The sequence below is a fragment of the Pseudomonas sp. BIGb0278 genome (genome assembly GCF_024809895.1).
GTDB lineage: Bacteria > Pseudomonadota > Gammaproteobacteria > Pseudomonadales > Pseudomonadaceae > Aquipseudomonas > Aquipseudomonas shirazensis.
In genome coordinates, this window is record NZ_JANUEL010000003.1 from 93,636 (window position 1) to 114,910 (window position 21,275).

The following is a 21,275-nucleotide window of genomic DNA, read 5'->3' on the forward strand; positions in this document are numbered from 1 at the left end:
TAATCGAACTATGGCAATTAATGAAAGCCCCGTTATCATGTCGACCATGCGAGCCTACAAACATCCAAGCTGTGAAGACCTCATCCTCGAACGCGTGCTGTACGCCTTGAGCGACCCCGTGCGCATGGCCATCGTGCGCCATTTGGCGGGTGTCACCGAAGCCACTTGCGGCGAGCTGGATGGCGGCCGGCCCAAGTCGAGCATGTCTCATCATTTTCGCGTGCTGCGTGATGCGGGCCTGGTGCAGACGCGCAATGTCGGCACCACGCACATGAATTCGCTGCGCAGCGAAATGCTCGACAGCCGCTTCCCCGGCCTGCTCGAGTGCATCCTGCGCCAGCGCTGAGTAACCGCCGCATCCTCTCCCCCTGCGCAGCCCATCGGCTCGCGCAGCAGGCGTAATGAACGCCGTTCGAAGCGCCCTTCTCTACTGATCACAAGGCACAGCATGCGCCGTCCAGCGGGGCCTTGGTGGCAAGCCGCAGATCTGCCGACCGCACAGGTTTGAATCAGACACCAGACAAGGTACCCGCATGACTCAAATTCAGTTCAAGCCTGAACCGCAAACCGCAGGCATAAAAAAAACCACGAGGCAGCACCTCGTGGTTTTTTATGGGCTGGTTGCCGTAGCGGCAAATGGTTACCGCGCAGCTAAAGCCTGATTACAGCGCCATGTCGCTCGCAGGGTTGCTTTCAACTGGCTTGCTCACGGTTGTATCAGTGCCAACGCTCTGATCGATAACCGGTGGTTTTTCCAGTTGCAGCACTTCGGCGGTGTAGTTCCACTCTTTCTGCACAGCAGCAGCCGAATCGTTCAGCTTGGTGCCGTAGCTTGGCACGATTTCGTGCAGCTTGGCTTGCCACTCAGGCGTTGCGACCTTTTCCTTGAACACGGTTTCGAGCACAGTGAGCATGATCGGTGCCGCGGTCGAAGCGCCTGGCGAAGCGCCCAGCAGACCGGCAATGCTGCGGTCCTGCGAGGTTACGACTTCGGTACCCAGCTTGAGTACGCCGCCTTTTTCTTCGTCACGCTTGATGATCTGCACGCGCTGACCGGCCTGCCACAGGCGCCAGTCTTCCTTCTTGGCGTTCGGGAAGTAGGTCTGCAGCGCCGCGAAGCGATCATCGTCAGACAGCATCAGCTGGCCAGCGAGGTACTCGACCAGCGGATACTGATCAACACCTACCTTGGTCATCGGCCAGACGTTATGCAGCGTGGTGCTGCTCAGCAGGTCGAGGTACGAACCGTTCTTGAGGAACTTGGTCGAGAAGGTGGCGAATGGGCCAAACAGAATCACGCGCTTGCCATCCAGCACGCGGGTGTCCAGGTGCGGCACCGACATGGGTGGCGCGCCGGTGGAGGCGATGCCGTAGGCCTTGGCCATATGCTGCATGGCCACGGTAGGGTTCTCGGTCACCAGGAACGAGCCGCCGACCGGGAAGCCTGCGTATTCCTTGGCTTCCGGGATGCCCGACTTCTGCAGCAGCTTCAGCGCGCCGCCGCCAGCACCGATGAACAGGAACTTGGCGTCGGTGGCCGACTTGCTGCCGTCCTTGAGGTTCTTGTACTCAACGTGCCACGAGCCATCTTCGTTACGCGTGATGTCCTGCACTTCGGTGGACAGCTTCAGGTCGAAGTTTTCCCGGGTTTGCAGGTGCTTGACGAACTGACGGGTGATCTCGCCGAAGTTGACGTCAGTGCCGATCGGCGTCCAGGTCACGGCCAGCTTCTGCGAAGGATCACGCCCTTCCATCATCAGCGGGACCCACTTGGCGATCTGCGTGTTGTCTTCCGAGTACTGCATCGGACGGAACAGCGGGCTGGCCTGCAGCGCGTCGTAACGCTTCTTGAGGAACTTGATGTTGTCGTCGCCCCACACGAAGCTCATGTGCGGCGTGGTGTTGATGAACGAACGCGGGTTGTTCAACACGCCCTGACGGACCTGCCACGACCAGAACTGGCGGGATATCTGGAACGATTCGTTGATCTCGATGGCCTTGGAGATATTGACGGTGCCGTCTTTATCCATTGGCGTGTAGTTCAGCTCGGCCAGCGCAGAGTGACCGGTACCGGCGTTGTTCCAGCCGTTGGAGCTTTCTTCAGCGACGCCATCCAGGCGCTCGACCATCTCCATCGACCAGCTCGGCTCCAGCTCATTGAGCCAGACCGCCAAGGTCGAACTCATGATGCCGCCGCCAACCAGCAGCACGTCTACTTTCTTCGCTTCATCGGCGTGCGCCTGCATCAGGCTCGCCGCGACAGCCAGACCCAGCAGGGTCTTGCCAGCTTTCTTGAACATTGATCAATTCCAATCGATAGCACGTAAGGAAGGCCTAGGCAGGGCCTCGTTTATCCATGTCCTTCAGCGCGCGCTTTTTATTGATCATTGGAGTCAGCAGCTTGAGAAACAGGGACGCCAGCCTAAGGTCGAATTGACCAGTCAGGGCTGAAACGTTTTTCCGATTGTAACCGAAATGCCAGCACAAACAAATTCGCAAGTGGCAGGCAAGGTGACGGGATGTCTCAGTGGCCGAATGTCGCGGGGTGGCCGTGGCCCGAGTATACGCCAGACAACAAAAACCCCCGGCCACGTGGATGGCCGAGGGTCTTGGACGGGGCCGCGAACGGCCCCATCAACGATCTGGAATTACTGCTGCTGTGGCAGCTTGTCGATCGGGCCGCAACCGCCAATGATCTTGGAGACCGAAACCGAAGGGTGGAACAGGTAGTCGTAAGAGCAATTCTTTTGCTGGTTGTAGACCTGGCCGGTGCAACCCGACAGCAGCGCAACACCCGATACGACGGCTACAGCGACGGTAGCTTTGAACAGCTTTTTCATACTAAGTCCTTTAAATGATCATGCGCCATCGTACTGACGGCGGCGGGATCATACAGTTTCTGGGCATTGGATCCAAGTCAAATACCGTGTTAGTGAACTTAGTAATGCTTGAGCGATAGATCTGGCGAGCAAACGAAAAAATGTAAGGCTTCTGACGCTACTCTTCACACCAACAAAACCTCTCAACATGTCGAACTCACAGAGCTTGCATTTCTTGTAATCCCTTTCCGAACCGTAATCTTGAACCTGCCCAGCCGTTGACGGCGCAGCGGCCGGTGCCGACCAGCATCAGCAGAGATGACCGCGGTCTTTTATGCAACGGGGGGAGGCCAGTGGTTCAAACGGCGATTTTCATGCAAGTAAAAAAGCAACTAAATTTACTGATTCAAGTCACGCATACGCGGCATATTAGTTTGGTGCATGAGAGCAAGTAGAGCTCATTAGCGAAGGTCTTCTAATACCACTTATGAAAATGAAATCAGGAAGTACGGTAACACCATGCCTGCGCACATTTCAGATAACGCAAAAACAAAAAGCCCCGCAGACTTTCATCTGCGGGGCTTTTCGATGTATGGCGGAGAGATAGGGATTTGAACCCTAGGTACTGTTGCCAGTACAACGGATTTCGAATCCGTCCCGTTCGACCACTCCGGCATCTCTCCAATGGCGCGCATCATACCAGCGATTTCGTAAAAGGCAAACCTTTATCTGAAAAAAATTCGCGTGGTATCAAACGCTTGCGTCACAGCGGGCCTTACAGCGGCACGCCCAGACGCTTGGCCACTTCTTCGTAGGCTTCGATCACGTCGCCCAGACCCTGGCGGAAGCGGTCCTTGTCCATTTTCTTGCGGGTTTCTTTGTCCCACAGGCGGCAGCCGTCCGGGCTGAACTCGTCGCCGAGGACGATCTGCCCGTGGAATACGCCGAATTCGAGCTTGAAGTCGACCAGCAGCAGGCCGGCGTCATCGAACAGCTTGTTCAGCACTTCGTTGACCTTGAGCGACAGCTTCTTCATCTCGACCAGCTGCTCGGCGGTGCCCCAGCCGAAAGCCACAACGTGGGATTCGTTGATGAACGGGTCGCCCTTTTCGTCGTTCTTGAGGAACAGTTCGAAGGTCGATGGTTCGAGCTTGATGCCCTCTTCCACACCCAGACGCTTGACCAGGCTGCCGGCGGCGTAGTTACGCACGACGCACTCAACCGGGATCATGTCGAGCTTCTTCACCAGGCACTCGTTGTCGCCCAGCAGCTTGTCGAACTGAGTCGGGATGCCGGCTTCTTCAAGCTTTTGCATGATGAAGGCGTTGAACTTGTTGTTCACCGTGCCTTTGCGGTCGAGCTGTTCGATGCGCTTGCCGTCGAACGCCGAGGTATCGTTGCGAAACAGCAGGATCAAGCGGTCGGCGTCATCGGTCTTGTAAACCGATTTGGCCTTGCCGCGGTAGAGTTCGTCGCGTTTTTCCATGATGGGCTCCGCTTGCTTGAGTTGGTGGGCTAGGCGATTTCGCGCCAGTCGAGCCCATGTTCCTGATTCGCCACTTGCAGCCAGTCCGGGTCGCACCCAAGGGCGTCGACAAAGCACTGACGGGCCAGCTGTGGCAGGTTGTTCTTGCTGCTGAGATGCGCCAGCACCAAGTGTTGCAGGTGCTGCCAGCCCAGCTCGGCCACCAGGTTGGCGGCCTGGTGGTTGTTCAAATGTCCTTGGCTGCCGCCTACGCGCAACTTCAAAAAGTGCGGGTAATGACCGCGGGCAAGCAAGTCGCGGCAATGGTTGGCTTCGATCAGCAGGGCGTCCAGCCCCTGATAGCGCTCCAGCAGCCGGGCGTCGTAGCAGCCCAGGTCGGTGAGCATGCCGAAGCGCCGGCGACCATCGCTAAGCACGTACTGCAGCGGCTCATGGGCGTCGTGCTCGACCCGCGCCGCGCTGACCTGCAGCGCGCCGATGCTGATGCTGTCACCACAACCGAGAAAACCGGCGACCTCGACCGGCTTGCGCAAGCCGCGCAAGGTGCCCTGGCTGAGGTAGACCGGTACATTGTAGCGCCGCGACAGCAAACCCACGCCATGCACGTGGTCGGCATGTTCGTGGGTGACCAGCACCGCGCTCAACTGTGCTGGCGAGACCCCGAGCAGCGCCAGGCGCCGCTCGGTTTCCCGCAGGGAAAACCCGCAATCGACCAGGATGTACGTATCACCACTGGCGATCAGCGTGCCGTTGCCCTGGCTGCCGCTTCCAAGTACTGCGAAGCGCACTTAACCCAAACGGTCCTGAATGGCGCTCAGCACGCGGCGGGCGACATCGGCCGGGGCCACGGTGTTGATGTTTTTCTCGACCGTTACCTGCACGCTCTCGCCAACCTTGCTCAGGCGTACCTGATAACGCTCGGCGCGCTCTTCACGCTCTTCCTGGGTCGGCTCGCTGCCGAACAGGCGGCTGAAGAAGCCGGGCTGGTTGTTCTTGTCTTCGGGTTTCTCGGACAAGTTGATGTAGTACAGGCCCAGGCTGCGGTTGATGTCTTCAACGCGCCATTCGCCCTGCTCCAGCGCACGGCCGACACCAGACCAGGCGCGGTCGAGGTCGGAACCGACGTTGAGCACCGGGTTGCCGCTGCCGTCTTCGCTCAGGCTGACCCGGCTTGGGGCATCGAAGTCGCGCTCAGCCAGCAGCGAAACCGAACCGCCCTTCTCGGCGCTGCGGTTCATGCTGGCGAGCATCTCGTCGACCAGCAGCGCATCGACGCCGGTGTTGGTCGAGTTGCTCGGGAAATCGGTCTGGGCAGTGCTGCCAGCCGGACGCTCGACGCTGACCACGAACACCTCGGAGGTGTTGCGCTGCACGCCGGGTTCCATGCGTACGCGAACACGTACTTCACTCTCGGCGCTGCTGGCCGAGCTGGCCAGGCGCTGGCCAAGCGAAGCCGACAGTTCGTCGAAGCGCTGCCAGGTGGTGGTGAATTCGCCGGTCTGCGGACGCTCTTCAGCGATGCGGAAGCCGTTGTCTTCAAAGAACTGATGCGCCACCGGCCAGACTTCGGCAGGCGAACGCTGGGCCAGCACCCAACGGCTGTTACCGCTGCGCTGCAGGGTAAAGTCGCTGATGTCGGCAGCAGCCGACAGCGGCTGCGGACGCGGCACTTCGTATTCGCCAGTGGCGGTGTCGTCGGCAACGTTACGCGGGATCGGCAACAGCGGATCGAGGCGTTTGACGTTGGCCACGTCTGCCGGCAGCTGCATCGGCGCGGTCGGTTGCGCCTGCAGGTAATCGCTACCGCGGTCGCGGAAATAACCCTCGTCGCCCCACAGCCAGCCGCAGCCGCTGGTGCTGGAAATGATCAGGGCAAGGGCGGATAGACCAGCCAATCGCTTCATGCGGTGTACTTCCTCGATTAAACCAGTACGCCGGACTTGCTCAAGGCAGTACGGACTTTTTCGTGACAGTTCTCGCTCAGCCAGGTCAGTGGCAGGCGAATGCCTTTGTGCATCAGGCCCATTTCCACGAGCGCCCACTTCACCGGAATCGGGTTGGCTTCGCAGAACAGGTCTTTGTGCAGCGGCATCAGTTGTTCGTTGATTGCGCGGGCCTTGTCGGCATCGCCGGCCAGTGCGGCCTCGCACAGATCGGCCATTTCGCGCGGGGCGACGTTGGCGGTAACGGAGATATTGCCCTTGCCGCCGAGCAGGATCAGCTCGACCGCGGTCGGATCATCACCCGACAGCACGATGAAGTCGCTGCTGACGCAATCGAGGATGGCCTTGGCCCGGACCAGGTCGCCGGTGGCTTCCTTGATACCGATGATGTTCGGCACGGTGGACAGGCGGATCACGGTCTCGGCCTGCATGTCGCAGGAGGTGCGGCCGGGCACGTTGTACAGAATCTGCGGGATGTCGACCGACTCGGCGATCAGCTTGAAGTGCTGATACAGGCCTTCCTGGGTCGGCTTGTTGTAGTACGGCACCACCAGCAGGCAGGCGTCGGCACCGGCGTTCTTGGCGTTCTGGGTCAGGTGCACGGCTTCGGAGGTGGAGTTGGCACCGGTGCCGGCGATAACCGGAATACGGCCGTTGACACGCTTGACTACAAATTCGATGACCTGGATGTGCTCTTCGACATCGAGGGTGGCCGACTCGCCGGTGGTACCGACGGCGACGATCGCATGAGTGCCTTTTTCCAGGTGGAAGTCTACAAGCTTGCCGAGGCTGTCCCAGTCCAGACGCCCTTGTGCATCCATGGGAGTGACCAGTGCCACCATACTGCCCGCAATCATGTAACTGCTCCTGCCGGAAAAAGAGAGCGGTAATGGTACTGGCGCCATCGGCCTTGCACAAGCAAAGCTGGCGGGCGGAGCATTCCCCTCGGCGCTGCTTTTCGCTACCCTTGATCCTTTGATCAGTGCAGAGCGGCCCGCCGGGCCGTCGACAGTGCCTCCCGCGGGTGTCTACAGCCGCTGCAATCGGCTCAGAACCTTGCTGTAACGGAGGTTGTCCCAGGTCCTGCACCGACCGCTCATCGTTTTAGGAATGCTGCATGTCCACCCCCACAGTCCGCGAACAATTCCTTGTCATCAGTGCCCTGGGCCCCAATCCCATGGAGCTGGCCAACGTTCTCAGCCGCGCCGCCGTCGACAATCGTTGCGCGGTAGTCACCTCGCGCCTGTCGCGCCACGGCGAAACCAGCGCCCTGGTGTTGCAAGTCGGTGGCAGCTGGGATGCCCTTGCCCGCCTTGAAGCCACCCTGCCGGGCCTGGGCAAGAAGCACGGCCTGACTCTTGATGTGGTGCGCAGCGCCGATCAGGAAGTGCGCCCGCAGGCCCTGCCTTATGTGGCCTATGTCAGCGCCGCCTATCGCCCGGACATCATCAACGAGCTGTGCCAGTTCTTCCTCGACCACAACGTCGAGCTCGAAGCCATGACCTGCGATACCTATCTGGCGCCGCAGACCGGCAGCAGCATGCTCAACGCCCAGTTCACCGTGGTGTTGCCGGCTGGCACCCAGATCAGCTGGCTGCGCGATCAGTTCCTGGACTTTGCCGATGCGCTGAACCTGGATGCCCTGATCGAACCATGGCGCCCTCAAAACCCGGTGTAAGGAGCCTCACATGGCGGTAACCCTCGATCAACCTGTCGCCGACTTCCAGGCCCAGGCCACCAGCGGCCAGAGCGTCAGCCTGGCTGAGCTCAAGGGCAAGCAGGTGGTGCTGTATTTCTACCCCAAGGACAGCACCCCCGGCTGCACCACTCAGGGCCAGGGCTTTCGCGATCAACTCGACGCGTTTGCCGCGGCCAACACCGTGGTGTTCGGCGTCTCGCGTGACGGTTTGAAGTCGCACGAGAACTTCAAGGCCAAGCAAGGCTTCACCTTCGAGCTGATCAGCGACAAGGACGAGGCGCTCTGCCAGCTGTTCGACGTGATCAAGCTGAAGAAGCTCTACGGCAAGGAATACATGGGTGTTGACCGCAGCACCTTCCTGATCGACAAGGACGGTGTTCTGCGTCAGGAATGGCGCGGCGTGAAAGTGCCAGGTCATGTTGATGCCGTGCTTGCAGCGGCGCAGGCATTGAATCAGGCCTGAAACTGTATGGGGCCGCTCTGCGACCCTTCGCGGGTAAACCCGCTCCCACAAGGGTCTGCAGCGCCGACTAAACCTGTGGGAGCGGGTTTATCCGCGAAGGCTCGCAAAGCGGCCCCAGTTCTTACAGCAACGGTGCTACAGCCGGCTCTTGCCTGGGCCAGGCATCCAGTACGGCCTTGAACAGGGTCGCCAGCGGGATGGCGAAGAAGATCCCCCAGAAGCCCCACAGCCCGCCAAACAGCAGCACCGCGCAGATGATCGCGACTGGATGCAGGCTGACCGCCTCAGAGAACAGCAGCGGCACTAGCACGTTGCCGTCCAGCGCCTGAATGATCGCGTAAACCGCCATCAGGTAGATGAACTGATCGCCCCAGCCCCACTGGAACAGCGCGATCAAGGTGACCGGCACGGTGACCACCACCGCCCCCACGTACGGCACCACCACCGACAGCCCGACCAACAGCGCCAGCAGCGCGGCGTAGTTGAGCCCCAGGCTGATGAAGGCGATGTAGGTGGCGATCCCGCAGATCAGAATCTCGATGCCCTTGCCGCGAATGTAATTGGCGATCTGCCGGTTCATCTCGTCACCGACCCGGGTCAGCAGCCTGCGTTCACGCGGCAAGTAGCCGCTGACCCAGCGCCCGATCAACTCGCGGTCCTTGAGAAAGAAGAACACCAGAATCGGCACCAGCACCAGGTAGATCATGGCGCTGACCAGCAGCGGCAGGCTCGACAGCGAGAAGGTCAGCGCCCATTGGCCAAACTTGCCAATCTCACCGCGCACCGATTCGATGGCGCGCAGCACCTGCTCGTCAGAGACCAGGTGCGGATAGCGCTCAGGCAGCAGCAACAGCAGCGACTGCCATTTACCGAGCATTCCCGGCAGCTCGTTCAAAAGGGTGATCAACTGGTGCCAGAGCAGCGGCACCAGCACCAGCAGAAATACCCCCAGCGCGCCGATGAACAAGGCGAACACCACGCCCACGGCAACACCACTGGGCACCCGCATCCGCTCCAAGGCGTTGACCAGGCCCTGCATCAGATACGCCAGGACCATCCCCGCCAGCACCGGCGCGAGCATGCCGCCGAGGGTGAGCACGGCAGTAAAGGCCAGAACCAGCAGGACTGTCAGGACTACGGCTTCTTCATCGGAGAAGTAGCGCTGCATCCAGTCACGAAGCACTTTGAACATTGACGATCCTTGGGCGGAAAACTCAGGCCTTGCGCAGCCAGTAGGTATACACGCCGGCTTCGGCGCTTTGTTGCAGCAGGCTATGACCGGACAAACGGGCGAAAGTGCTGAAGTCGCGCTGCGAGCCGGCGTCGGTGGAAATCACCTTGAGCACTGCGCCCGCTGCCATCTGGTTAAGCTGCATTTTTGCCTTGAGCAGCGGCAATGGGCAGTTAAGCCCGCTGGCGTCGAGTTCGGCGTCGCAGGTCAGGGTATCGATCATCCAAGGGGCTCCTGGCGGTGGCAACGGTGCATGGCAGACAAGCCTGGTAGGATACCGCCACTGGTCGTCAAGGTGTGAGCGGGCTACAGTACGGGTCTTTGATCCGACGCGAGCTTCGTGCATGAATCTACTGCGCCCTACCCTGCTGACGCTGGCCTGCCTGATGGCCCTGCCCGGGCATGCCGATGACCTGCCGTCGCTGGGCGATGCCAGTTCTGCAATCGTTTCCCCGCAGCAAGAACATGAACTCGGCCGCGCCTGGCTCAGCCTGCTGCGCGGGCAAGTGCGCCAGCTGAATGATCCGCAGCTCAAGGACTACGTCGAAACCAGCGTCTATCGCCTGGCCGAGACCAGCCAGCTGCAGGACCGCCGATTGGAATTCGTGCTTATCGACAGCCGCGAGCTGAACGCCTTCGCGGCTCCCGGGGGGATTGTCGGGGTCAACGGCGGGCTGTTCCTCAATGCCCAGACTGAAGGTGAATACGCCTCGGTACTGGCCCACGAACTGGCCCACTTGTCGCAACGCCACTTTGCCCGAGGGATAGAAGCTCAGCAGCGCATGCAGGTGCCGATGATGGCCGCACTGCTGGCCGGCATCGTACTGGCAGCCGGTGGTGGCGGCGATGCCGGTATTGGCCTGATTGCCGGCACCCAGGCAGCGGCGATTCAGGAGCAGCGGCGCTTTTCGCGGCAGAACGAGCAGGAAGCCGACCGCATCGGCATCCAGAACCTGGAAAAAGCCGGCTTCGACCCACGCACCATGCCGAGCATGTTCGAGCGCCTGGCCCGGCAGTACCGCTACGGCGCCAAGCCGCCGGAGTTTCTCCTGACTCACCCGGTGACCGAGTCGCGTATCGCCGACACCCGCAACCGCGCCGAACAGATGCCCAAGGGCGGCGTCGAGGACAGCCTGCGCTATCAGCTGATTCGCGCCCGCGTCGCCTTGACCTACGAAGGCACGCCGGGGCTTGCGGCCAAGCGCTTCCGCGATCAACTCGCAGATGATCCCAAGCTGGATGCTGCCCGCTACGGCCTTGCCTTGGCGCAGATCAAGGGCGGCAGCCTCAACGAAGCGCGGGACAACCTCAAGCAACTGCTGGCCAAGGCGCCCAACGACATCACCTACAACCTGGCGCAGATCGACCTGGAGATCACCAACAATCGCCTGGCCGACGCGCAGCAGCGGATCGAGCGGCTACGCAGCCTGTATCCGAACAATTATCCGCTGCAGCAGGCGCGCGCCGACTTGTTGATCAAGCAGGGCAAGCCGGCTGAGGCAGAGAAAGTGCTGGATGACCTGGTCAAGAAGCGCCCGGACGACCCGGACGTCTGGTACGAAGTGGCTGAAGTGCGCGGGCTGTCGGGCAATACCATTGGCCTGCATCGGGCACGCGCCGAGTACTTCACGCTGGTCGGTGATTTTGACCAGGCAGTGCAGCAGCTCGACTTCGCCAAACGCCGCGCGGGCAGCAACTTCCCGCTGGCGTCGCAGATCGACGCCCGTCAGCGGCAGATTCTCGAGCAGCAGCGGATGGTCAAGGACATGATGCGCTAAGCAGCGTGCAGGCGGCGCCGGTTTGCCCGGCGTCGCCCAAGCTGCGGATCAGGCGTTGCCGGACAACTTCAGGCGGGCCGCCTGAGTGAAGTCGAGCATGCGGTTGAGCGGTTTGATCGCGCGCGGGATCAAGGCGGGGTCGACCAGGATCTCGTTGCTGCCGGTGCGCAGGCAGTCGAGGGTGCGCTCGAGGGTATTCATCGCCATCCACGGGCAATGCGCACAGCTGCGGCAGGCAGCGCCATTGCCCGCGGTAGGCGCGGCCACGAAGACCTTGTCCGGGCACAGCTGCTGCATCTTGTAGAAGATGCCGCTGTCGGTGGCGACAATGAAGGTCTTGTTCGGCAGTGTCTGCGCCGCCTTGATCAGCTGGCTGGTCGAGCCTACCGCATCGGCCAGGTCGATCACCGACTCAGGCGACTCCGGGTGGACCAGAATCGCCGCATCCGGATACAGCGCTTTCATGTCGGCGAGCTGGCGCGACTTGAACTCCTCATGGACGATGCAGGCACCGTCCCACAGCAGCATGTCGGCGCCGGTCTTCTTCTGGATATAGCGGCCCAGGTGCTGGTCCGGCCCCCAGATGATTTTTTCGCCGTTATCCATCAGGGTTTCGACGATTTCCAGCGCGCAACTGGAGGTCACCACCCAGTCGGCACGCGCCTTGACCGCAGCCGACGTGTTGGCATACACCACCACGGTTCGTTCGGGGTGCTTGTCACAAAACGCCGAAAACTCTTCTACCGGACAACCCAGGTCGAGCGAGCAGGTCGCTTCCAGGGTTGGCATCAGGATGCGTTTTTCCGGGGTGAGGATTTTTGCCGTTTCGCCCATGAAGCGCACGCCGGCGACAATCACGGTGTCTGCCGGGTGGTTCTTGCCGAAGCGGGCCATTTCCAGCGAGTCGGAAACACAGCCGCCGGTTTCTTCGGCCAAGGCCTGGATCACCGGGTCACAGTAGAAGTGCGCAACCAGCACAGCATTCTGGGCCTTGAGCTCGGCAGCGATGGCCGCACGGTATTCGGCCTCCTGCGCGGGCGTCAGGGGATGGGGTTGCTTGGCGTCAAGGTGAGCTTGAACCAACAGCCGTTCGGAAATCTGGGTCATGATCGCTGGACCTGCGGGCGCGCGTGCGCGTCAGTCAAGAGTATCACCGAGCCCTGGCAGTCAGGCTAATGACGCCGGACGGCCAGACAGGCCATCACGGCCTTCTGCGGGCGCGGATTATTATCGCGCCGAAGGCTACAGACAATCAGGTCATTGCAAAAGCGATTTCTGCGCGTGCCAATCAGGCCGGCGTAGCTGACCTGATTGCGCGCAAGTGCTTGCAGTTGCGTGGCCAGGTAACGGTGGGCTTGCCCCGCCGTTGCCTGGCCACGCCTTCACACGGTCAGCCCTGCGGCCACGGCGCCGCCATGAGTGCAGCCAGGCTCATGACGAACTCTTCAACGGTCATTTTCTTGCCGTTGAAGTCGACCATGCCATCGGCGTAGTGCAGGTTGGACACGACGTCGTCGCCCTTGACCGTGGCCATGCCGCTCTGCAGCGCCATCATGCCGAGCATTTCACCGGCCTGACTGGACTGCTGAGCGATCGCCTGAGGGTCGGTCTGGCCTTCGAGCAGCGCCTGCAATGCGGTCAGGTCGCCGACCATCGGCTTGGACACCAGCAGTTCGCCGTTGAGCTGGCTGATCAGTTGCTTGGCCAGTTGATCAGGCGGCAGGTCGAACGAGCTCGGCGCGGCGAAGTCCAGCGCCAGCTTGAAGTGACTCTGGCCGTTGGCAGTCTTGAACGACAACTCCTCCAGGGCCAGCTTTGGTTTGGCGGCAAGCATCTTCTGCAGGTCTGCCTGAACCTTGACCTTCTCTTCCTCGCTCATGTTGAACGACGGCATTGGCTCGCCAGCAGCAGTGGCCGCTTGCATGGCCTGCACTTCAGGCAGCTTGGTCTGGTACCACTCGGCCAGTGACTGCAGGGCCGACACGTCGACCGAGTTCATGGTCACGACCATCTTGCCGCTGCCAACGGCGCGGTTGGCGTAGTTGATGTCGCCAACCTTGTACGCGATTCGCGCACCAATCTTGTCAGTTCCTTCGGCGGTGTACAGGTTGGTTTGCTCCAGGTCCTTGAGCAACATCACTTCCTGCTTTGGCCCAAGCACAGCCTCCAGTTGGCCAAGCAGAACATCGACGTTGCCGACATAGACCATGTCGTGGTCGGTGCTGGCCAGGTTGCCGCCTACCTTGAACTTGTCCAGGGTGAAGGTCGCTGGCGGATGGTCTGCACCCACCAGTTTCATCTGCAGACGATCAGCGTTGGCGTGAATCTTCACAGCCTTGCCTTCACGGTCGCCGCTGAGCAGCACCTGCATGCCGGAGAAGTCAACGCTGTTGCCGTCTACCTCATTGAGCTTGATCGGCGCCAGGCGAACATCGCTGTCGATGTGACCGCCATAACCGACATCGACATTGGCGGTGATCGGCGATTGCTCACCCGCAGCGCTGTACCACTTGGCTGTGGCTTCGTCCTTGTCGAGCACGCTGTTGCTCGAGACCATCACCGGCATCAGTTTCAGCGCCTTGACCCGCGACCACGGGAATGGCCCGTGCTCAAGCTGATCAGTGATGCCGACATCGAAGTTCAGCGCCTGGCCTTCGCCCAGCCACACATCCTTGGCCTTGAGCCGGTAGTGCGCGGTGCTGCTGAACAGGTGCTGCTCCAGCGAGGACAGTTCCAGGCTCATGCTGCCGCCGGTACCAGCAGTGGCCTTGAGCAGTTCTTCGTTGGCACGGGTGACCGAAGCCTGCAACTCGGCGGGCAGTTGCTTGCCGGTGTACCAGGCGCCAGCGGTGGCTGCGATGGCGATGGCGACGGCCAGGCCGGAGAGGATGCCTACTGATTTCTTCATGAATTGAACCGATTGCTTTCCATAAGGGGGGACTGGGTGCGACACCGTCGCGCTGGGCACGAAGGGTACCACTGACGCCTGTCGGATGCGCCGGGCTCAGTGGGCAAAAATTTGCTGAGGATGTGTTTGGCAATCAGCGATCGTAAATTTTTACGGACATTAAAATCTGTCTTTGAATGAAAATTCGCACTTACCTTGGGGCATAAGCGGAAAAAACCCGATAAAAGCTCGATGTCCGTTACATCCTGTCATGTTTAACTTGACACCCTACCCGGCATCGTTTTTTATTTTAACCACCTTGCTTCAGCGCCTAACAACGAAGAACAACCGCAGCGCGCTTACTCGCCCCACTAGGGACTCTGCGCGCCTTGAACTTCGCTGCGGCACTGTCAGCCATGCCACCGGCGCCTCGCATGCGCCCGCCCTCGCTCCGACATAAAAGGTGAACAACATGGAGCTCATCCGCACGACCTGGCTGTGCCCGCCCGCCTACTCGCCCACCGTTCAGGCTCAGGAGCATCGCGCGCATGCAGCCTGAACCAAGCACCGGCGGCCAGTTCCGCAAATCCCTGCGCCTGTGGCATGTGGTGATCATCGGTCTGGCTTACCTGACGCCGATGACCGTCTTCGACACCTTTGGCATCGTTTCCGGGATTACTGCCGGGCATGTGCCCAGTGCCTACATCCTGGCGCTGCTGGGCGTGCTGTTCACCGCGGTGAGCTACGGCACGCTGGTACGGCGTTTTCCGCAGTCGGGCTCGGCCTACACCTACACCCAGCGGGCGATCAATCCGCACGTGGGCTTTCTGGTCGGCTGGTCTTCGCTGCTGGATTACCTGCTGCTGCCGATGGTCAACGCCCTGCTGGCCAAGCTGTACCTGTCGGCGATGTTCCCGGAGGTGCCACAGTGGATCTGGGTGGCCGGCTTCGTCACCCTGATCAGCCTGGTCAACATGCGCAGCGTCAACCTGGTGGCCCACTTCAATGCCCTGTTCGTGGCCGTGCAGGTGGCGATCATCAGTGTGTTCATCTATCTCTGCGCACGTGGCCTTGAGCATGGCGAGGGCCTGGGCACGGCCTGGAGCCTGATCCCGTTTGTCGACCCACAGGTGCAGTTCAGCGCGCTGGCCGCCGGTGCGACCATTCTGTGCTTCTCGTTCTTGGGTTTCGATGCGGTGACCTGCCTGTCGGAGGAAACTCGCGATCCGGGCAAGACCATTCCGCGGGCGATCTTCCTCACCGCCTTGATCGGCGGCGTGGTGTTCATTCTTGTGTCCTACTTCATCCAGGCCTATTTCCCGACCATGCAGCGCTTCCATGACCAGGAAGCGGCGCTGCCGGAAATCGCCCTGTATGTCGGTGGCAAGTTGTTCCAGTCGGTGTTCATCGCCTGCACGGTGATCAACACCATCGCCTCGGGCCTGGCCTCGCAGACCAGTGTGTCACGGCTGCTGTATGTGATGGGCCGCGACGGGGTGATCCCGACTCGGGTGTTCGCCCGCCTGCATCCTCGGTACAAGACGCCGGTGCTGAACATTGCCGTGGTGGGACTGGTGGCGTTGTCGGCGATCTTCTTTGATCTGGTCACAGCTACCTCGGTAATCAACTTTGGCGCATTGGTTGCCTTCAGCTTCGTCAATCTGGCGGTGATCAACCACTGCTACCTGCGCGAGAAGGGTCGCAAGAGCCTGGCCCAGACCTTCAAGTACCTGGTGCTGCCGACCATTGGCTTTTGCATCATCGTCTCGCTGTGGCTGGACCTCAACCAGCACTCGCTGCTGTTTGGCGGCGCCTGGGCACTGGCCGGGCTGATCTACCTCGGCTGGCTGACCAAGGCGTTTCGCATCGCGCCGCCCAGCTGTATCGCTGACTGAGCCTCCCCCACCGACGCCCGCTTGATGCGGGCGTCGCTCTGCTCGAGAAGGAAAACCCATGCTCCCGCGCCGCCTTTCCATCCAGTGGAAGATCACCCTGCTCGCCGGCCTGTGCCTGCTGGTCATCGTCGCCCTGCTGGTGGCCACCTCGCTGACTCAGGCGCGCCGCAGCGCAGCACAGGTGTTCAGCGCCAACAGCGAACTGCTCGACCACAGCGCCCGCCTGCGCCTGCAGGCTCAGGCCGAAACCCAGGCACTGCGTATTCAGCGCTACTTCATGGATGCCTACCAATACGGCAGCGGTTTCAGCCGCCTGGTGCAGGTACTCAGGCAGCGCGGCGATAGCGATCTACGCGCATCATTGAGCGCACAGGCACGCGCGGCGCTGGTAGGCAATCCTGGCCTGATCGGCTTGTATCTGGTGTTCCAACCGAACGCCCTCGACCGACAGGATGCGCGCTTCATCAACCAGCCCGAGCACGGTAGCAATGACAGCGGACGCTTCTCGCTGTACTGGTCGCAAGCACAGTCCGGCACGCTGACCGCCGAAGCCATGCCCGAGGCGATGCTTGCCGACAGCAGCATTGGCGCCAACGGCTCGCCCTACAACCGCTGGCTGACCTGCCCGGAGCAAACCGCCAAGGCTTGCGTGGTCGAACCTTACTTCGACGAGATCAATGGCCAGCAGATCCTGATGACCAGCATCGCCCTGCCGATCATGGATAACGGCAAGGTCATCGCCGTAGTTGGCCTGGACATCAGCCTGGACAACCTCCAGCAACTGAGCCTCAGTGGCCGCCAGGAACTGTTCGACGGCCAAGGCCAGGTCAGCATCGTCAGCCCGGCGGGCTTGCTCGCCGGCCACAGCGCTGATGCCACGCAACTGAGCAAGCCGCTCGAGCACGTCCTCAGCGGCCCGGCCCGCGAGCTGCTACCAAGCTTGCTTGCCGGGCAGCCAGTGCGGCGCCTGGATCACGGCCAGATGCGCGTCTCGCAGCCATTTGCGCCTATCCCTGACGCCGCCCCGTGGCAAGTTCTGCTGGAGCTGCCCGAGGCCGTGTTGCAGGCGCCGGCAGTAGCGCTGAACCAACGCCTGGCCGGGCATAACCAGGACGCCAACCTGATCAGCCTGGCCATCGGCCTGTTTGCAGCGGTGCTGGGTTTGCTGCTGGTCTGGCTGACCGCGCGTGGCGTTACCCGGCCAATCCTGATGGTAGCCCGGCGTCTGCAGGATATCGCCAGCGGCGAAGGCGACCTGACCCGCCGGCTGGACTACGCCCGCGATGATGAACTGGGCCAGTTGACCGGCTGGTTCAACCGTTTTCTCGACAAGCTGCAACCGGTGATTGCCCAGGTCAAAGCCTCGCTACAGGACGCGCGCACCACGGCGGACCAGTCCGCCGCCATCGCCAGCCAGACCAGCAATGGCATGCAGCAACAGCAACGCGAGATCGAGCAGGTGGCGACCGCCGCCAATGAAATGAGCGCCACCGCGCAGGACGTTGCCCATAACGCCGCGCAGGCAGCGCAGGCGGCACGCGGCGCCGATCAGGCCAGCCGCGAAGGCCTGCAGCGGGTAGCCGACACCCGTCGGGCAATTTCCCAACTGGCCAGCGACATGGATGCGGCGATGGGCCAGGCGAAAGCGCTCGAGAGCCGCAGCGAGCAGATCGGCTCGGTGCTGGAGGTGATCCGCGCCATTGCTGAGCAGACCAACCTGCTTGCACTCAACGCCGCTATCGAAGCAGCCCGCGCCGGCGAGGCTGGGCGCGGTTTCGCGGTGGTGGCTGATGAGGTGCGCAGCCTGGCTCAGCGTACCCAGGTATCAGTCGAGGAGATCCGCCAGGTGATCGAAGGCCTGCAGCAAGGCAGCGAAGCCGTGGTCGGCACCATGCAGGCCGGCCAGCGCCAGGCGCAGGACAGCGCGCAGCAGATGGAGCAGGCGATGCCCGCGCTGCAGCGCATTGGCGAGGCTGTCGCAGTGATCACCGACATGAACCTGCAGATCGCCTCGGCTGCCGAAGAGCAAAGCGCCGTCGCCGAAGAAGTTAACCGCAACGTGGCCGGCATTCGCGATGTAACCGACTCGCTCGCCGGCCAGGCAGACGAATCGGCGCGCATCAGCCAGGCGCTGAACCACCTGGCCAATCAGCAACAAGCATTGATGGCGCAGTTTCGCGTCTAGTCTGTACTGGCCTCGGCAATGCCGATGCCGCTATCCCCGGCATTACCGCCGTACAAGAGTTTCAGTTATGCAGATCTCACCCAAACCGGCTTTTTTCGACCTGACCTGCGAGCAGGGCCTACTGCGCACCTCGATCGCAGTCACTCTCTTCATCGCCACCATCGGTATCGCCTTCGGCCTGGCTTCGGGCTCGTTCTCGATTGTGTTCGACGGCGTCTATTCGCTGGTCGACGCCAGCATGAGCGGCTTGTCGCTGGTGGTGGTCAAGCTGATCACCGCCCACATCAGCAGCGCGCAGATGTCGCGCAAGTTGCGCGAGCGCTTCAGCATGGGCTTCTGGCACCTTGAACCGATGGTGCTGGCACTCAACGGCATTCTGCTCAGCGGCGTGGCCATCTACGCCCTGATCAACGCGGTCAGCAGCCTGCTCGAAGGCGGCCGCGACCTCGAGTTCGGCCTCGCCCTGATCTACGCCGTACTGACCGTGATTGCCTGCGTCACCATCGCCGTGGTCGAGGCCCGCGCGAACCGCACGCTCAACTCCGACTTCGTGCGCATGGACGTCAAGGGCTGGGTCATGTCGGCGAGCATTACCGCCGCGCTGTTGATTGCCTTCTGCGTTGGCCTGGCGATTCAGGGCACGCAGTGGCAGTGGATCTCACCGTACATCGACCCGGCGGTGCTCGGACTGGTGTGCCTGGTGATCATTCCGCTGCCGTTGTCGGTGGTACGCCAGGCCCTGGCCGATATCTTCCTGGTGACGCCGAGCGACCTCAAGCAACACGTCGACAACGTCGCCCAGGCCTTCGTGCACAAGCATGGCCTGCAGTCGTTTCGGGCGTATGTGGCCAAGGTCGGGCGCTCGCGCGAGATCGAGCTGTACTTCATCGTGCCTGCCGACATGGCGGCACGGACCATCGCCGAGTGGGACGCCCTGCGCAACGAAATCGGCGATGCGGTGGGCGGCGAAGGGCCGGATCGGTGGATCACGGTGGTGTTTACCGGGGATCCGGAGTGGGCTGAGTAAGTGCCTGTCAGCAGGCCAGGCCGCTATCGGCTGCAGTTTCATCGTTGATCCATCCGACGAATGCCTGCACTTCGGCATCATTGGTGAACTGGCCAGCGATGTACTGCCGCTGTTCCCTTCGCTGCAAGGCCCGGCACCACTGCCTCAGCTCTGGTGAAGACAACGCCCTCAAGGCCATGCCACGCTGCGCGCATGGAACTCTAGAAACGAAAAAGCCCGCCATGAAAGGCGGGCTTTTTCATCTTGATTTGATACCGAACCAAGCCAGAGGCTTGCTCCGCACAGCTGTAAAAATGGTGGGTCGTGTAGGATTCGAACCTACGACCAATTGGTTAAAAGCCAACTGCTCTACCAACTGAGCTAACGACCCTTTTGATGGCGCGTATAATACTGATTTCTAACGAAAAATCAACACCCCATCAGTAAAAAGGCTTAAAAGTAGCGGGTCGGATCTTCCACACCTGCGGCCTTGAAGCCGTCCGCGCGCAAGCGGCAGCTGTCGCACTTGCGGCAGGCGCGGCCCTGATCATCGGCCTGGTAGCAGGACACTGTCAGGCTGTAATCGACGCCGCGGGCAACACCGGCCTGGACGATCTGTGCCTTGCTCATGTTCTGCAGCGGCGCCTGAATGCGGAAGCCCTGCCCTTCAACACCGGCCTTGGTCGCGAGGTTGGCCATGCGCTCGAATGCTTCGACGAACTCAGGACGGCAATCCGGGTAGCCGGAGTAATCCACCGCGTTGACGCCGATGAAGATATCGCGTGCCTGCAGGACTTCGGCCCAACCCAGGGCCAGCGACAGGAACACGGTGTTGCGCGCCGGCACGTAGGTGACCGGGATGCCTTCGCCAGGTGCCTCAGGCACGTCGATGCTGCTGTCGGTCAACGCCGAGCCGCCGATGCCATCAAGGTTGAGACCGATCACCTTGTGCTCGACTACTCCCATGTCGCGGGCCACCCGGGCGGCTGCGTCGAGCTCGGCGCGATGACGCTGGCCGTAGTCAAAACTCATGGTGTAGCAGCTGTAGCCATCGGCCTGGGCCATGGCGACCACGGTGGCCGAGTCGAGGCCACCGGAAAGCAGGATTACCGCGCGTTTGTCAGTCATGTCTTGGTCCTTGGGTTTCAGCGGCCGGGTTCGTCGTTCCACAGCAGCTTGTGCAGCTGCAACTGGAAGCGCACGGGCAGGTTGTCGGCAATGATCCAGTCAGCCAGATCACTGGCACTGACCTGATGATGGCTAGGCGAGAACAGCACTTCGCCTGCGCGCTGATCGAGGTTGTACTGGATCAGCTTGGAGACAGCCCAGTCGTAGTCTTCGCGCGAACAGATGACGAACTTTACCTGGTCATTACGGGTCAGCAGCTCGATGTTCTCGTAGCGGTTGCGGTGCGATTCTTCCGAGGCCGGGGTCTTCAGATCGACCACACGGCTGACGCGGCTGTCGACTTTGGAAATATCCAGCGCGCCGCTGGTTTCCAGCGACACCTCGTAGCCTGCATCGCACAAACGCTCAAGCAACGGCAACGCGTTGGGCTGAGCCAATGGCTCGCCACCGGTAACGCAGATATACCGCGGACGAAAGCCCGCCACCTGCTCCATGATCGAATCCAGGCTGCGAATCGTACCGCCGGTGAAGGCATAGGCGCTGTCGCAGTACTGGCAGCGCAACGGGCAGCCAGTCAGGCGGACGAACACGGTGGGCAGGCCAGCCGTGCGCGTTTCACCCTGCAACGAGTAAAAGACTTCGGTGATGCGTAAGGTATCTTGCATGATCGCCACGGGCGTGACAGCTAAACAGGCTGTCCGCCTCCGTCAGGCACTGTCGCGGACTCGACAAAGCGTTATCCGCAGCAGCGTGTT

General features: G+C 61.3%; 19 protein-coding genes, 2 tRNA genes and 2 pseudogenes. 9 read left to right on the forward strand and 14 right to left on the reverse strand.

The window, feature by feature from the left end; genetic code table 11:
• The first annotated feature begins 10 nt into the window (after positions 1 to 10).
• Positions 11 to 346: a helix-turn-helix transcriptional regulator gene (locus tag M2396_RS12980; RefSeq protein ID WP_101317462.1), complete on the forward strand. Its 336-nt coding sequence runs from the start codon at positions 11 to 13 to the stop codon at positions 344 to 346.
• Positions 347 to 533: 187 nt separating this feature from the next.
• Positions 534 to 662, forward strand: a complete 129-nt coding sequence (locus M2396_RS12985) for a hypothetical protein (RefSeq protein WP_259075332.1) — start codon at positions 534 to 536, stop codon at positions 660 to 662.
• On the opposite strand, the gene mqo is transcribed toward M2396_RS12985, so the two are convergent.
• From mqo to dapA, 7 genes are all read right to left on the reverse strand, one after another.
• Positions 663 to 2,300 (reverse strand): malate dehydrogenase (quinone), encoded by a 1,638-nt coding sequence (gene mqo, locus M2396_RS12990; RefSeq protein ID WP_259075334.1) that lies wholly within the window; start codon positions 2,298 to 2,300, stop codon positions 663 to 665.
• A gap of 348 nt (positions 2,301 to 2,648) precedes the next feature.
• Entirely contained in the window at positions 2,649 to 2,840 is a 192-nt protein-coding gene (locus tag M2396_RS12995) for a DUF4223 family protein (protein ID WP_101317458.1), read from the reverse strand.
• Positions 2,841 to 3,412: 572 nt separating this feature from the next.
• A tRNA-Ser gene (locus M2396_RS13000) sits at positions 3,413 to 3,502 on the reverse strand.
• Positions 3,503 to 3,594: 92 nt separating this feature from the next.
• Positions 3,595 to 4,305 (reverse strand): phosphoribosylaminoimidazolesuccinocarboxamide synthase, encoded by a 711-nt coding sequence (gene purC, locus M2396_RS13005; RefSeq protein WP_103436385.1) that lies wholly within the window; start codon positions 4,303 to 4,305, stop codon positions 3,595 to 3,597.
• 29 nt (positions 4,306 to 4,334) lie between these two features.
• The gene (locus M2396_RS13010) at positions 4,335 to 5,093 is read right to left on the reverse strand and encodes an MBL fold metallo-hydrolase (protein ID WP_101317454.1); all 759 of its coding nucleotides are present in this window, start codon (positions 5,091 to 5,093) and stop codon (positions 4,335 to 4,337) included.
• Positions 5,094 to 6,209 (reverse strand): outer membrane protein assembly factor BamC, encoded by a 1,116-nt coding sequence (bamC, locus tag M2396_RS13015; RefSeq protein WP_101317452.1) that lies wholly within the window; start codon positions 6,207 to 6,209, stop codon positions 5,094 to 5,096. It lies immediately after the preceding gene.
• A 17-nt stretch (positions 6,210 to 6,226) separates the two neighbouring features.
• Positions 6,227 to 7,105, reverse strand: coding sequence for a 4-hydroxy-tetrahydrodipicolinate synthase (gene dapA, locus M2396_RS13020; protein ID WP_259075339.1), 879 nt, complete (start codon positions 7,103 to 7,105; stop codon positions 6,227 to 6,229).
• 260 nt (positions 7,106 to 7,365) lie between these two features.
• Between dapA and M2396_RS13025 the strand changes: the two genes are divergently transcribed.
• Together M2396_RS13025 and M2396_RS13030 are read left to right on the forward strand one after the other, a co-directional pair.
• On the forward strand, positions 7,366 to 7,926 hold the full coding sequence (locus M2396_RS13025; RefSeq protein WP_101317448.1) for a glycine cleavage system protein R: 561 nt from the start codon (positions 7,366 to 7,368) through the stop codon (positions 7,924 to 7,926).
• Positions 7,927 to 7,936: 10 nt separating this feature from the next.
• Positions 7,937 to 8,410 (forward strand): peroxiredoxin, encoded by a 474-nt coding sequence (locus tag M2396_RS13030; RefSeq protein ID WP_101317446.1) that lies wholly within the window; start codon positions 7,937 to 7,939, stop codon positions 8,408 to 8,410.
• A gap of 121 nt (positions 8,411 to 8,531) precedes the next feature.
• Here M2396_RS13030 and M2396_RS13035 read toward each other — a convergent pair whose 3' ends face one another.
• Positions 8,532 to 9,602, reverse strand: coding sequence for an AI-2E family transporter (locus M2396_RS13035; protein WP_101317444.1), 1,071 nt, complete (start codon positions 9,600 to 9,602; stop codon positions 8,532 to 8,534).
• A 22-nt stretch (positions 9,603 to 9,624) separates the two neighbouring features.
• Positions 9,625 to 9,864, reverse strand: coding sequence for a sulfurtransferase TusA family protein (locus tag M2396_RS13040; protein WP_150571996.1), 240 nt, complete (start codon positions 9,862 to 9,864; stop codon positions 9,625 to 9,627).
• 121 nt (positions 9,865 to 9,985) lie between these two features.
• On the opposite strand from M2396_RS13040, the gene M2396_RS13045 reads away from it, so the two are divergent.
• A complete protein-coding gene (locus M2396_RS13045; RefSeq protein ID WP_150570900.1) occupies positions 9,986 to 11,419 on the forward strand; it encodes a M48 family metalloprotease in 1,434 nt (477 codons plus the stop codon).
• Between the two features lie 48 nt (positions 11,420 to 11,467).
• On the opposite strand, the gene nadA is transcribed toward M2396_RS13045, so the two are convergent.
• Complete coding sequence (gene nadA / locus M2396_RS13050) at positions 11,468 to 12,526, reverse strand: quinolinate synthase NadA (protein ID WP_259075343.1); 1,059 nt, start codon at positions 12,524 to 12,526, stop codon at positions 11,468 to 11,470.
• A gap of 283 nt (positions 12,527 to 12,809) precedes the next feature.
• Positions 12,810 to 14,327, reverse strand: a complete 1,518-nt coding sequence (locus M2396_RS13055) for a YdgA family protein (protein WP_259075345.1) — start codon at positions 14,325 to 14,327, stop codon at positions 12,810 to 12,812.
• A gap of 527 nt (positions 14,328 to 14,854) precedes the next feature.
• Between M2396_RS13055 and M2396_RS13060 the strand changes: the two genes are divergently transcribed.
• The 4 genes and pseudogenes from M2396_RS13060 to M2396_RS13070 all read left to right on the forward strand — a co-directional run bounded on the left by M2396_RS13060 (position 14,855) and on the right by M2396_RS13070 (position 19,413).
• Positions 14,855 to 16,201: an APC family permease gene (locus tag M2396_RS13060; protein WP_150570897.1), complete on the forward strand. Its 1,347-nt coding sequence runs from the start codon at positions 14,855 to 14,857 to the stop codon at positions 16,199 to 16,201.
• A gap of 277 nt (positions 16,202 to 16,478) precedes the next feature.
• Positions 16,479 to 17,528 (forward strand): annotated as a pseudogene (locus M2396_RS24360) (HAMP domain-containing protein); the annotation flags it as partial.
• Positions 17,529 to 17,864: 336 nt separating this feature from the next.
• A pseudogene (locus tag M2396_RS24365) lies at positions 17,865 to 18,386 on the forward strand (methyl-accepting chemotaxis protein); the annotation flags it as partial.
• Between the two features lie 67 nt (positions 18,387 to 18,453).
• Entirely contained in the window at positions 18,454 to 19,413 is a 960-nt protein-coding gene (locus M2396_RS13070) for a cation diffusion facilitator family transporter (protein WP_259075350.1), read from the forward strand.
• Between the two features lie 294 nt (positions 19,414 to 19,707).
• Here the strand turns inward: M2396_RS13070 and M2396_RS13075 are convergent.
• The 3 genes from M2396_RS13075 to queE all read right to left on the reverse strand — a co-directional run bounded on the left by M2396_RS13075 (position 19,708) and on the right by queE (position 21,185).
• Positions 19,708 to 19,783, reverse strand: a tRNA-Lys gene (locus M2396_RS13075).
• 62 nt (positions 19,784 to 19,845) lie between these two features.
• Positions 19,846 to 20,520, reverse strand: coding sequence for a 7-cyano-7-deazaguanine synthase QueC (gene queC / locus M2396_RS13080; RefSeq protein ID WP_101317428.1), 675 nt, complete (start codon positions 20,518 to 20,520; stop codon positions 19,846 to 19,848).
• Positions 20,521 to 20,537: 17 nt separating this feature from the next.
• On the reverse strand, positions 20,538 to 21,185 hold the full coding sequence (gene queE, locus M2396_RS13085; protein ID WP_259075354.1) for a 7-carboxy-7-deazaguanine synthase QueE: 648 nt from the start codon (positions 21,183 to 21,185) through the stop codon (positions 20,538 to 20,540).
• Between the last annotated feature and the right edge of the window lie 90 nt (positions 21,186 to 21,275).